This is a genomic window from Luteibacter sp. OK325 (assembly GCF_003050935.1).
Taxonomy (GTDB): Bacteria; Pseudomonadota; Gammaproteobacteria; order Xanthomonadales; family Rhodanobacteraceae; genus Luteibacter.
This window is the reverse complement of the sequence record NZ_QAOX01000003.1, coordinates 212,793-226,305: the sequence shown is the minus strand read 5'-3', so window position 1 is coordinate 226,305 and position 13,513 is coordinate 212,793. Positions and strand designations below refer to the sequence as shown.

The window sequence follows — 13,513 nt, the reverse complement described above, 5'->3', positions numbered from 1 at the left end:
CTCATTCATACGCATGTCCGACGTTCTTGCTTTTCATCTCATTCCCAACGAACAGATTGAACCTGTCTCCGAGAGGGGCCTGGGCCACTGGGAGGCAATCGGCAACGGTGGCATGTTCGAATGCGTCGCCGAGGGCGCATTTCCTCTCGCTGGCGGCTGGTATCGCTTTTCGTCGCGGATGATTGCTCGCGGCGGCGAGCTCGTCGGTCCCGTGTTCTACCCCGACTACGGTTTTGGCGCGATCGAAGGTGCTCGCGTTCCGTTGCCGTTCGTGCCCACGGCAGAAGGTAGTTGCCTGGTGCGATTCGCCTCTGACGTCCAGTCGTTGCGATTCAAGCCATCGCTCGCAATCAGTGAGTTCGAGCTGGATGGTATTCGTTTGCAACGCGTCGGTCGTATTGGCGCCTTCGCGGATATGTTCAACAACCTCTTCGATCGCACGCCGGGCAAGAGGGCCAGGCTCGGCCTGGTGAAGCGCGCGTTGCAGCGGCTCATATCGGGAGGGCCGCGGTCGCTTGGCGACTGGCTCTACGCCACCTACTCGGGCGCCGATCAGGCGGAGGCTGCGGATACCTACGCTGAGTGGATCAAGTTCTACGATCGCGAGGGCGCTGCCCAGAAGCGTGTCATCGAGCGCCGGATCGACGCGCTGAAGCACAGCCCCCTGATCTCTATTGTCATGCCGGTCTACAACACGGATCGCATCTGGTTGCGGGCCTGCATTGAAAGCGTGCGGGCACAGCAGTATCCGCATTGGGAGCTGTGCATCGCCGACGATGCCTCGCCCGCGCCTCACGTAAAGGCGGTGCTCGACGATTACATGGCCCGGGACTCGCGCATTCGCGTGGCCTACCGGCCGGAGAATGGCCATATTTCTGCCGCGTCCAATACAGCGTTGGAACTGGCGACGGGCGAGTTCATCGCCTTGCTCGACCACGACGACGAGCTTCACCCGAGTGCCCTTCTTGCCGTCGCTGAGGCAGTCAACGCGCATCCGTCATGGCGGATGATGTTCTCTGACGAGGACAAGGTCGACACACGCGGCCGCCGTTACGAGCCTTACTTCAAGCCTGATTTCAATTACGACCTGTTCCTTGGACAGAACTGTATCTCGCACCTGGGTATTTACTCGACGCAGCTCCTGCGCGAAATCGGTGGATTCCAGTTGGGGATGGAAGGCAGTCAGGATTGGGATCTGGCCTTGCGCTGTGTAGAGCGGTTGAGGCGCGACGAGATCGGGCATATTCCTCAAGTGCTGTATCACTGGCGTGCCATTCCGGGCTCAACGGCGCTTTCAGGCGACCAGAAGAGCTACGCGCACGATGCGGGCTACAAAGCGGTGACGGCACATCTTTCCCGTGTGCGCCCTGGGGCAACGGTACTGCCAGTCGCCGGATTGCCGGGGAACTATCGGGTCCGCTATCCGGTGCCGTCTCCCGAGCCTCGGGTGAGCTTGATTGTCCCGACACGGGACCGTCTTGGCTTGCTGAAAATGTGTGTCGAATCGATTCTCGCTAAGACCGATTACCGGAACTTCGAGATCCTGATTGTCGACAACGGATCCGTCGAAGAGGAAACGCTCGCGTATTTCCGCGCGGTGGTGGCGGATCCCCGCGTTCGCGTGCTGCCTTATCCACATCCGTTCAATTACTCCGCGATCAACAACTTCGCCGCCGCGCATACCGATGCGGAAATCGTCGGACTGGTCAATAACGACATCGAGGCCATCGCGCCGGATTGGCTCGGCGAGATGGTTTCGCAGGCCGTTCGTGCCGACGTCGGCTGTGTGGGTGCGCTTCTTTACTATCCGAACGACACCGTGCAGCACGCTGGCGTCATCACTGGCTTCGGTGGCGTCGCTGGACACGGGCATCATGCGCATCCGCGCGGCAGCCTCGGGTACTTCGGGCGGCTCGCCCTCGTGCAGGAATACTCTGCGGTGACGGCGGCGTGCCTGCTCGTTCGTCGCGCCATATTCGAAGACGTTGGCGGTCTCGATGAAGCCCTGCAGGTGGCGTTCAACGATGTCGACTTTTGCCTGCGGGTTCGAGCAGCTGGATTCCGGAATGTATGGACACCGTTTGCTGCGTTGTACCACCACGAATCGGCGAGCCGTGGCACCGAGGACACGCCGGAGAAAGTCGCCCGGTTTGAAAGTGAGATCCGATTCATGCGGGAGCGTTGGGGAGACCTGCTCGATTCTGACCCGGCCTATAGCCCGAATCTGTCCCTGAATACGACACCTTTCGCGTTCGCGTTTCCGCCCCGCGAGGCAACGGCGGCGACACCGGTCCCCTAAGCGAGTCTTCGCTCCGAAAGTTATGCGGTAGAGACGCCGAGGCGACGGGTTTCGATTGCAATTCGTAAAATAATCAATAGTATCGTCGGTAGTTGCGGAGCCCGGGGGGAATCGGGTTGCGAGAATTCGGCGCTGTGCCAGCGCCCGCACTCCCGAAACTTTCGAATTGGAATCCGCGGATGTCGCATTCACTCAGGCGATGGCTGTCGTCTTGGCCTGCCTTTATCATGCTGCTCGTCGCCATTTTCATATGGCGGCGGCCCGACCAGTTCCTGCACCCTTATGTGTGGGTGGAAGAGGGAACGGTAACTCTTCCTGCTTATCTGGCCGAAGGGTGGAAGTCGCTTTTCGCTCCGGTGGCTGGCTACCTGGTCGTGCCGGCGAAATTGATCTTCTTGATAGCGGCTTCACTGTCGTTTGCGCACCTGCCCAGCATTGAATATTGGCTCACGCTGATTTTCGAGGTCGGCACCCTCGCGCTTGTGGCGTTTAGTCCGACGCGCCTCCGCTTTCCGAAGCTTGCGGCGCTGGCGATCGCTTTTCTGCCGACCGACTCGGAAGTCTTTGCGGTGTCGGAGTACGTGTTCTGGTGGGGGACCATCTGGGCTTTTGTCGCCATTTTCTGGGATGAAGGGGACAAGCCGCGAACCCTATGGCGCTGCGTGCTGGTAGCTGTTGGCGGTCTGTCGTCCCCGATGGCGATGCCAATTGCCGCGATCCTGGGTTTCCGTGCCGCGGCCCTGCGAAAGCGGGCGGATCTCGTGGTGTTTGCGGTAGCTGTATGTGTCGCTGCCGCGCAGTGGGTCACGATGCGTGCGACCGGCGCGCTCAAACCTCCAGCGGGCATGGCAGTGGAAGTCTCTGCCGTGGTCACGCGTTTCTTCGGGCATTTTTTCCTCGCCTCCGCCAGCGTGCCCGTGCCAGTCGCACTTATCGTGGGTTCTGCCATAGTTCTTGGTGGCGTGGTTTTCGTGGTCGTCCGAAAGAAGTGGCAAGACCCGTATTTCCTGATGCTCTCAGCATGCCTGGCGGCGGCGATCCTGGCATCGGCGACGCGAGTCCCGGTTGAGATCATTCATCCCTTCAATGCCGGTCCTCGATACTTCTTCTTTCCGTATATATTCCTGGCCTGGCTTCTTCTCTATGCGATTCCCGAGATAGGGCGCGTTCCAAGATCGCTGGTCTATGTGATCTTCGCCGGTGCATTTGCGCAGTTCGTGTTTCATTCGCAGCGAAACCACGAACGAGTCTCATGGCGTGCTGAGTTGAACAAATGCGTTGCTGTGGGCCCAGCTGTTTACCCGCTACCCATCCATTACGATGGAGCGCAGTCGAGGATGTGGCATGTCGACCTCACGGGGAATCAGTGCAGCGACCTTAAATCACGAAGCATCTTCTGATCTGATCTGATCTTACGGCACGTGCGCATGCCAGCATGTTATTGCGAATCCTGCTTTGACCCGTGCAATCGACTCCCCATCACATTTCCGTAATAATTGGGAATCTGTAGGGGGTGGCGAGCTTACGGGTTTCGCTTCTATGCAAGTTTCGACTTGTCCCCTTGGCGTTTGCCTAGGAGGGCTCATCGTGCTTAAGCGTCGTGTCGGTTGGTATTTGCTCGGGTTGTACTTGGCGTATACCCTCGAGTTGTTCGGGTTCTCCTCATTTCCCGACCGCGGGAATGTGGGTCACGATCTGGTGCGTTTGGCCATGCCGTTTGTCGAGCTCGGCATCGCGTTCTTCGCCATGGTCTGGCTGCTCGGACGTCGCCCGGAGGCTAGGTCATGGTGGCGTCGTGCCTCTTTCATTACTGGCCTCGTTCTCGCCTTCGCCGTAGCCCTGGCGTATGCCGCGCAGATCGTATCGCTCGATATGTCGGATAACTTCATCACGGTGCTGGCGCTCGAGAACGGCGGTGAGGGGCGGCTCGTCCGTGGAACGAGCCTGTACTCACTCCTTGCAATTGGTTTCGCCTGGTGGTGTCTGTTCGCGTGGTTGAGCCTTCGCGAGAGGACGTCGGGACATGTGTCGAAGGCATCACTGTCGCGTACGGAGATCTGGGTGCTTATTGCACTTGTCGCTTTGCTGCCGTGGGTATCGCGGGCGCAGGCGGGTAATGGACGACTGGAAGTGCGCTATCGCCAGGCGCCTGTAGCGTCGCTTCTGCGCAATGTCGTCGAGGTGCAGAAGGCAAGGAGCTTCTTTCAGTCGGGTCGGGACCCCCAAGCCGCGCTGGACTTAAGCAAGCTAGGCGCCAATGCCTACCCTTTCGAGCGGCGCACGATTTATGCTTCGCCACTGCCGTTTCCCGCGAAGGAAGGCGTGCCGGGTCGTCCGAATGTCGTTGTCATCTTTAGTGAAGGGCTGTCAGCGCGGCTGATTGGGGCATACGGTGGAACGTATCCCGGTCTGACACCCAACATCGACCGGTTTGCCAAGCAAGGGATGCGGGTCGACAACTACTTCAACCACACCGCAGCGACCTACCGCGCGTTGCAGGGGCAGCTAGATTCCGGGTATCCGGAGGCCGGCGGCAAAGGTGAGGTGGTTTCGTGGGAAGGATCTGAGGGAACCGAGAAGCTGGTGCGAACGCGATATCAGACAGTCCCGCTTCTGCTGCGACAAGCTGGTTATCAAAGCTATTTTTTCTCGCCCCATGCGGACACCGTCACCCTCAACACGATGATTCGAGCCATCGGTTTCGATACCGTTTTCAACCTCGAATCCGCGGTGAAGGTTTCGCCACGCTATGGCGAGAACCTGATTTTCGGTTCACTCAATGACGTCAGCCTCTTCGATGAAATGATCGACTTCCTCAAGGTGAGGGAGGGCGATGCGAAGAAACGACCGATGTTCGTTGGTGCGTACAACATCGGGACCCACGCCTTCATGGATCGGATCGACGGTGCTGAGCCATACGGCGACGGTTCGAACAAGGTCCTGAATCGCGTTCACGACTTCGACCTCGCATTCGGCCGATTCCTGACGTACTTCCTCGCCAGCCCATACTCGAAGAATACTATTCTCATCTTCACCTCCGATCACGCCTCCTTTCCGGAGCCGGCCTACAGGGAAGTCATGGTCGAGCCTTTCAAGGCTTACTTTGTCGACCGAATTCCTTTGATCGTCTATGACCCGGGTCATGTACTGCCCGCCCAGTACGACGCATCGGGGCGTACGTCGCTCGACTTCGCTCCGACGCTCATGCACTTGTTGGGAGTCAAGACGGCGAACAACAGTTTCCTGGGCGACACCCTGTTCGAACCCAGCGAAAGTCCCTTTGGCTTCTCAGCGATCGGTAACGACTTCTTCATGAGCAAGAAGACGGGTGTATACGCAGAGGCCGAGGTGCCTGCCACCGACAGGAAGGAGTTCGACCGCCGCAAGGCGGCAATCATGATGTACTACCGCCTTGCGCGCGAGGACCGCATTTTCAATGCGGCCCCGTAACCTGGGAGTGCGTCCCTCAGTCGATGCGTATCCGCGAGCGAGCGCTGCTGCACAGGAGTTCGCGGTTGCCGGACTTCTGCATCACACGCACGTCAAACTCGCCATGCAGACCCCGCGTGTCGATGAATGATTCGAAGCCCGCACCGGTCAGGGCCGGATGTCGGAAGTGGTCGCCGATATCGCCCCGTGGCGTAGTGCGAACTCCGGCAAGGTAGGTCGCATCGCCCTGGATCAGGGCGATGTCTCGCGTATCCGCGAGTCGTCCGTCTACGCCGGATGCAAGCGCCCATCCTGTGACCGTGATCAGTCCACCCTTCGCCTGAATAAGCGGGGTAGTTCCGGGTTGGCCATCAATAAAGTCGATCGAACAATCGCCACCGGGCACCGCGTCGGCTGCCGTATGCTGCAGGTCGGGATGGGCAAGAAGCAGTGCGTCGGCCTGGGGCGATGGCCCAATGTCGACGTCCTGTAAGGTCAGTCTGTATTCCGCACGCCAGAACCAGCGGGTACCCGCGTCGCCAAAGACGTCGATGTGCGTCACATAGTTGCCCGCAAGGAGCGATTGCTGCTCACGCGAATGGAGTGCGACGAAGGCTGTGCTGTCGGCGACCGTGGGCGAGAGCAGGAAGCCCTCGGAAGCCATGCCGGGAACGAACCGATACCGGCGCGAACTACCATTGTCGTAGCCGACATCCAACGTCAGGAGCGGTAGCTTGTATACGAGGGACGCTATGCGTCCAAGCCATGTGGGCTGAATGTCGATCTTCGCCCAAATCGGCCTTTTGGCCGCTCCCAAAGCGATCGTAGCCCCTGTGGCGACGGTGCGAGTGACTTCGGGTCCGAACTGTACCTTACCGCCAGCACGGCCATGCTCCAGCACCGCATAGGTGCCTGCGAACCCCGATACGCTGTAGTCCTCAAGGAGGATCGGCCAACTCAGCCCGTCATCCAGCGAAGGATATCGTAGGTCTACGGTGCCGATGTCAAAGTAGATTCGTGAGGGCGGACGCTCACGCAGGTGGTCCGCGTCGGCCTTCGCAAGCGATGGCGTGTAGGCGGTGTAGCTCAATATCGTCGGTCTCGGATTCCAGGGGGTTCCGCTTGCGATCAGGGCCGCGGCGTTCACGGGGTAGATGTCGGCCGTCCCGCCATAAGCTGGCAACGGAAATACCTGGCGAAGCCGCGCGTTCTCTTCGGCGAACCGCTTACCCAGGTCATCGGGGTGGGTGATACGTTGGCCCAGACCCCTCGCGGATTCGCTCAGAAGCATGGACATACGATGTTGCATCTTGTCGACGTCATACGATTGATAAGCCATCGACGTGACGACCGCGCCAGAAAATCCTGCGAGCAGCCCGAGGACTGCCTTACGGCTGACCGCTGGCTTCTCGACGAATGCGATCAGCCCAGCGAAGGCGAGGGCACACGCGGAGATTGTCGGATGTGTGTCGTGCCTGACGAAGCCAGCCTTGAACGCAATGAACAAGAGGATCGCCGCTGCCAGGGTAACGTGCCATCGCTGCAGGATGGGCGCGCCCAGCACTGCTAGAACGACGCAGAACGCGAACAGCGGAAACACGACGGCTTCCCAAGTGTTGCCATTTATGGCCATCGCTGAGGTGTAGCCCGTCATGACCGGCACTTGGCTGACGAAAAATGTCGGAAGCGCCGCCAGTGGCTGACCTACGTACAGCCAGGTGCCCGTGAGTACGGCTGCGCAGGCGGCGATCATCGTCACTGCAACGACTGGCCGCCGACGAACGAGCGCCAGGAAAGCAAGTCCTGCGCACGCTACGACGGCGACGGCCATCGTGCCCTTGATCAGGGGCAGCGTCGTGCATGCCACCGCAACGATGAAGAGTGACACGAGAAGTCGCCTGCCACCCTCCTTGGCGGTCTTCTCCGCCACGAGGACGAGCAGGAAGGGCAGCGCGAGCAGCATGGCTCCCTCGAAAGGAAGCTGGCTTATCAGCAGCGGCACGAACAAGAGCCATGGCCGGCGTTGGGGTGGGGTGATCGCGGCCATACCCATGCAGAGGGCCACGGCAAGGAGCGCCGAACCGGCAAGGAGGATCCCGTCGGTCGCAGGGTGATACGCGCGGGTATAGATGGTGCTGAGGGGACCTGCGGTAAAAATGATGTCACGACCGAACACCATGTGGTCCGCGACAGCGACATTCATCGCATACCTCCAGGGCTCACCATCTAACCCAGCGACATACGGCGAAAACGGTATGACGAGGAGTACCGTCAGGATGAGGGTCAGCAGCACGCTCCCCCGACTGACCAGCATCGCGTAATCGGCGCGCGGCATTCTCATGCAATTTCCCTTTCTGGAACCCGGTTTGTCCGGCTAAGCGATCGAAACGACCTCATGGCGATCTCCGAGCCATGGCGACGATTGCAAATGGATTATGACTTCTGTTGTACGAAAGCCTGGAGGTGCCTCGCCCACAGCGTGAGCGTACCGTCCCTGCTTGCTGGATCGCCCGTCTTGTCTCCGGCCGGAGAAACAGGGTTGATCGTCGAAGGTAGCGAAGACCGGATCGTTGGGTTGTCCAGCAGCGACTGCAAGCGCTTGGCGTCAGGGTAAGGTATTTCGAAAAGCGGTTTGATCAGCCACTGGGGGTCGTTGGTGCGAATATACGCAGCGACGTTGTCCGTTTGTGCCGTTCCGAAGCGAGCCGTTGCGCGTACATTCCAGAGATCCGCGGGTGTACGCGACACGAGGCCGGATCCGGCGGCAATCACGAACAAGATTGCGGGTACGCCAAGGACAGGCCATCGGGCACCGGGCGCCGTCAGCATTCGCGATGCCAGCCAGGCATTGCAGATCAGGCCGATGGCAAAGATATCCGTGTACCGCGACGGGACACTGAGCAAGTCGTGACCGCGGGAATGGGCGATGGCGGCGAGTTGAAGCGCCACCCATAACGCGACGGCGACGACGAACAATTCATCGGTTTCGAACTCCCGGACGCGAATGCGCTGGATCAGCCACGTCAGCAAGGGCGCCCAGACGCAGGCTGCGTAGACGATCTTGCGGCCTTCGTGCCACTCACGCCCGCTGCGTGATTGCATCGGCCACATGAAGTTCGTCGACAACGCATGGATATGTCCTTCCACGCCGCTCGCAGCCAGATTGCTGCCGAGGATCGGGAACAGGATCACGCCGAGAGCGACGGTCGCAGCGAGCCCCAACGAGGCGGCGATGAGAAAGCCTCGGTTCTTCGGATTGTTACCGTGGCAGATCCACAGCATGGCAATGGCGAGACCCGGTGCGAACATGCCCGAGGCCATAGTGAACAGCGATGCAAGTCCCAGAGCCGTCAAGCCGGCTGCAGTTCGGTAGGTCGGCCTTGCGTAGCATGCGGTTGCCAGGATGAGTAAAGCAAACTCGGCCATGAAATAGAACTGGCTCTGGAATCCGACCAGGGTGTTCTCGAAATCGAAGGGAAGCATGGCGAGTGCGCAAGCGGCGAACGCGCCGACCACCATCGGGATTCGTGATCCGCCGTTCCGTGAGGCAAGCCAGACGAAGGTCGCCGGGACCGCCGCGTAAATGACAGACGACGCGTAGGCCTCGACGAGGTTGTTCCATTGGCCGCTATTCAACTTGAACAGCGCCAGCGAAAGCAGTCTGGAGAAGAGAATTCGATGCTCGTTGTGCGAAGCGAACATTTGTCCTAGCGAGAGTGACGATTCCTGGAGCGGACGAAGGAGGCGGTCTGCTTCGGCGTCCCACTGATCCCAGAATGGAATTTCATGCGCATAGAGCGACACGTAAATGACGTGCGCGATGAGGCAGGCCAGATAGACGGCAAGGGTGACGCGTCGGGTAAAGGACGCGTTCAGCGTGTCAGCCATTGGATACATGTCCTGGTTGCTCATCTACCTTACTCAGTGGCGAAACGACAGATACTTGTGACCGAAGTAACTGGACACCAACGGCAGCATGATCCCGATCATGTGAGCCACTGCATCCGGATGCCAATGAAACCCAAGCGCAGGAAAGACGATTCTTGCGAGAAGCACGCTGACGGCGAGCGTTTGAAGCAGAGCGAATGCGTTGACCAACACGAACCACGTGGCCTGGTGACGCATGGGTCGCGTTGACTGCTTGAAGACGAACAGGCGATTGAGTACAAAAGCCGTTGCCATGCCGATGCAGTAGGCGAGAGCGACAGACCATGCATAACCCGTCCACTGGTTGATAAGCATGCGTGAGCCGAAATTGACCGCCGCCGCCACGCCTCCGACGATTAGGAAGAGGACGAACTGCGATCGCAGCAGGGCGTGCACGCGTTCACTGAGTGCTCCGAACGCGGGGCTCGCCGTCACGCGGTGACTTCCCTGGCCAGCATCCGGCCGAAATCGATGCTTTCCGAGATGCCGCGATCCTCCGGGTAGTAGTGCGACGTGTCGGCGGCCCAGAGACCTTCCACGGGTAACTTGCGCTGCGGAATACTGTCGAGGTAGGCGGGTGGACAGATCGGCTGGGCGTAACGATAGCGATTGGCCCTGATATCGATGAAATCGTCGTCCATAAGGTCGGGATTGATTTCCTTCAGGTAGCGCTTGACCTTGTCGGTAAACACCTGGTCAGTGTCGCCGTATTTCGGATGCTCGCCGGGCATGTAGAACGGCACGTAGACGACGTGCTCGGGCAACGGACGCAGGTTGGTGTACTCGACCAGTCCGGGTATGTCCATATCATCGTCGTTGATGTTTAGCCAGAAGTTCTCGGTGACTGGCTTGCGCAACTTGGCGATGACACAAACGACGGCAATATTCTTGAGCGCACTGAAGCGCGCCAGTATGTCGGCGGGGAGATCCGGTATCAGGCGCGGCACGAACGGCAGCGGAATCGTGCTCACGACCTTGTCGAACACTTCCATGCCCGCCGCGGTCTGCAGGCCAGCCACAGCCCCGTTCTCGATGACTACCTTCTGCACAGGCGTCCCGAGGCGAATCTCCCCGCCATGGGATTCGATCCAGGTCTTCATGCCCAGCAGCAGCGTATCGGAGCCGCCGTCGAGGTAGCCGAGCTTTTCGCGAAAGAGGTTGTAGCGCGAATTGCCGATTCGACGGATGCGGCTCCAAATCCAGGCGGCAGAGAGGTTGTCGCTGTAGTCGTAGAATTTGTAGTCAAACAGACGCTTCCAGAGCACGCGATATGCCTCGGCTCCGACCCAGCGACGGATCCATCCGGTGGCTTCCACGTTATCGAGTGGCCGCCAGTCCTTGCGTTTGGTCGACAGGAATGCGTGCAGGCCGTAGCGTAACTTTGCGACGAGACCGAGGCCCTTGAATTTAAGCAGGGCGACCGGATTACCCCACGGCTGGAGCCGCTTCCCGTACCAATAGCCCATCTTCGTTTCCGTCCACTTCATGTGTCCGGCCAGGCCCAATTCGTCGAGCATGGTGAGAAAGCCTGCGTCTGAGATGCAGTGGAAGTGGTAGTAGCGCTCGATCTTCAGTCCGGAGAAGTCGAAGCTGGCGGTCATGCCTCCGACGCGATCGTCGGCTTCGAACACCACGGGGTGATGTCCATCGCGAGCCAGTTGGTATGCCACTGCCAGACCCATGGGCCCCGCTCCGAGGACGGCGATGCGCTCTGCCATGTTGGAAACTCCGTTGGGGCGCCATGGAGCGCCGGATAGGGAATGATAACGGTTGTACGGTGCCGGGCCGAGCCGTGCGGCTATGGCGCTGGCAGACTGTCACCAAGTGCGATGGCGGACCACTCGCCCCAGCCGTCACCGTCGTCACGGATGGTGACAAGGAATGCATCAGGCAAGTTGGGATCGTCGAACGAGACTCGGGTCCACTCGCGGAGCGCGGGAAGGGGGATCGCCGCCGTTCCCGTGCCGACGAGCAGCCGTTGGCGCCCCGCCATGGGGCCCGAGCGATAGTAGATATGTTCGCCCCGATGAACCGTGAAGCTTACGGAGCCCGTGTCCTTGTCGGCGTGGATCCATGAGCCGAGAACGCGAATCCCGTTGAACCGGCTTCTATCCACATCGCTTCCGGAGTAACTGGAGTCCCCGGCGAGGGCAGCCGCGGGGACCAGCCCCGCGCCCGGCGCCGGGGTTTGCGTAGCGATGCTGAAGACCCGGAGCGGCGTCACGGAGAACGCGCAACCGTCCGCCGTTACCAGTGACACCGGTGCATCGGCGGCGCTGGAGAGGATATATCCGACGAAGTCTGATGCCTGCAGGCGTTCTTGCCCCTGATGGGGGCCTGGTGAGGTGATCCTTGGCGCGCCATCCAGCGCCAGGCCGACGATTCGTCCGTCGGTGGCAACGACCTCGATACGCTCGGTGACCGTAGCGGTGGCCCGGCGTTGGATGCGGCCGCGTATGCGTGAGAATGCCTGTCCGTCCGCCACGGCTTCGATCGTGATGTCGGATCCCGCGCAATCGCCTGCCGTGTGTCGCTCCGACCTGCTGCCTATGCTGGCGCGAGCATCGATCAGGGGCGGGTAGCCGAACACGGAAAGGTGACGTTCGCTTGCTTTGTCCGCGATCGTCATTGCCCAATCGGTGAAAGGAAAGATGGGTGCGATGGCATGTTCGTCCCGCACATCGAGGGCCAGCGCGAGGGCGCCCAGCTCCTTCTGGAAACGTAGGTCACTTTGCCTGCGCACGGCGGTTGCCTGTGTCGGAAGGAATGCCATCAGAGCAGCGGGGGCGAGGGCCAGGGCAAGCCGACGAAAGACTTTCCGGGTGGCGACGTCGGGCAACGAGGCGACGAGCAGCGCGCACCATGCCATGAGGGGAGGTGTCGTATATCGGCTGATCAGCGCCTGGTCGAGGGTACCCGTCAACCGGCCCAAAGCCGTGCCGAGAGCCGTCGCACCCACGTACGCGATGAACGTCAGCATGGCGTACGTGAGTGGGCGCTCGCCGCGCGATCGCCAGCCGCTCACCGCGACGGCCAAGGCGGTGAGCAACATCACTGCGCCGGCGGCCATGGGGGCGATCTTCCCGGCACCGCGGAGCACAGGGATATAGGCAACCGGATTGCCGAGGTACGTGAGTACGAAGCCAACGATGCCCAGAGGATCGGCTCGCAAGGTTTGCAGAAGGGGAGCATGGCCTTCGCCTGTGGCGTAGCCGCGCATGTAGATCAGGATCGTCGTTACGGTCACCGTGACGAGGACGAGGACGTCACGGCGTCGGATGCCTACGACCAACGCGTAGGCGACCATGAATGGCAGGGCGAGCGCCCCGTTGGCCATGGTGCCGCAAGCGGCAACTCCAAGGGCGCAGCTGACTGCCATAGCCGACATTCGCCTCTGCGGCGCGGCTTTTACCCGTGCAAGGACGGACAGGGCGGCCAGTGGCAATAATTGGGCCAGGAAGAACTGGCTCTGGAATCCCCAGGTAAGGTTTTCTTGCTGGGACCAGAAGAAGACGCTTGCCCACACCAGGGACTGCATGGCCGTCGCCAGCGGTGCGTCCACGGTCCCTGGGAGCACCCTGCGAATACCGAGACACAACACGGACGCGCTTGCCGCGACCAGCAGATAGTTGGCAACGATCAGGCTCGCGCCACGCCCGTCGAAAAAAGACAGGTCCAGCCAGAAAAGCAGGCGGGCCAGTACGATCCGGTGTTCGTTGTGCTGCGCCCACCACGCGGCACGGTTGCCGTTCTGAACCTCCATGAAGAAGTCCAGATACCCATTCCACATGTCTCCGAGCGGAACTGGCGAGTAGTACCGCACAGCACCGATGATGGCTGCAGCCACGAACCCGGCAG

Annotated in this window: 8 protein-coding genes; 3 read left to right on the top strand and 5 right to left on the bottom strand. The window is 60.4% G+C overall.

Annotation, left to right across the window (positions count from 1 at the left end; translation table 11 throughout):
• Positions 1-13 precede the first annotated feature (13 nt).
• From C8J98_RS08765 to C8J98_RS08755, 3 genes are all read left to right on the top strand, one after another.
• Positions 14-2,299 carry a glycosyltransferase family 2 protein gene (locus C8J98_RS08765; protein WP_107912812.1) on the top strand — a complete coding sequence of 762 codons (2,286 nt, stop codon included), beginning with the start codon at positions 14-16 and terminating at the stop codon, positions 2,297-2,299.
• 179 nt (positions 2,300-2,478) lie between these two features.
• Complete coding sequence (locus C8J98_RS08760) at positions 2,479-3,699, top strand: hypothetical protein (protein ID WP_107912811.1); 1,221 nt, start codon at positions 2,479-2,481, stop codon at positions 3,697-3,699.
• Between the two features lie 187 nt (positions 3,700-3,886).
• Positions 3,887-5,749: an alkaline phosphatase family protein gene (locus C8J98_RS08755; RefSeq protein WP_158272651.1), complete on the top strand. Its 1,863-nt coding sequence runs from the start codon at positions 3,887-3,889 to the stop codon at positions 5,747-5,749.
• Positions 5,750-5,765: 16 nt separating this feature from the next.
• On the opposite strand, the gene C8J98_RS08750 is transcribed toward C8J98_RS08755, so the two are convergent.
• The 5 genes from C8J98_RS08750 to C8J98_RS08730 all read right to left on the bottom strand — a co-directional run bounded on the left by C8J98_RS08750 (position 5,766) and on the right by C8J98_RS08730 (position 13,502).
• A complete protein-coding gene (locus tag C8J98_RS08750) occupies positions 5,766-8,069 on the bottom strand; it encodes a hypothetical protein (RefSeq protein WP_146171603.1) in 2,304 nt (767 codons plus the stop codon).
• Between the two features lie 92 nt (positions 8,070-8,161).
• Positions 8,162-9,616, bottom strand: coding sequence for a hypothetical protein (locus tag C8J98_RS08745; protein ID WP_107912808.1), 1,455 nt, complete (start codon positions 9,614-9,616; stop codon positions 8,162-8,164).
• 33 nt (positions 9,617-9,649) lie between these two features.
• Positions 9,650-10,042: a GtrA family protein gene (locus C8J98_RS08740; protein WP_107913057.1), complete on the bottom strand. Its 393-nt coding sequence runs from the start codon at positions 10,040-10,042 to the stop codon at positions 9,650-9,652.
• Positions 10,043-10,086: 44 nt separating this feature from the next.
• Entirely contained in the window at positions 10,087-11,373 is a 1,287-nt protein-coding gene (locus C8J98_RS08735) for an NAD(P)/FAD-dependent oxidoreductase (protein ID WP_107912807.1), read from the bottom strand.
• Positions 11,374-11,453: 80 nt separating this feature from the next.
• Entirely contained in the window at positions 11,454-13,502 is a 2,049-nt protein-coding gene (locus C8J98_RS08730) for a hypothetical protein (protein ID WP_146171602.1), read from the bottom strand.
• Positions 13,503-13,513 lie beyond the last annotated feature (11 nt).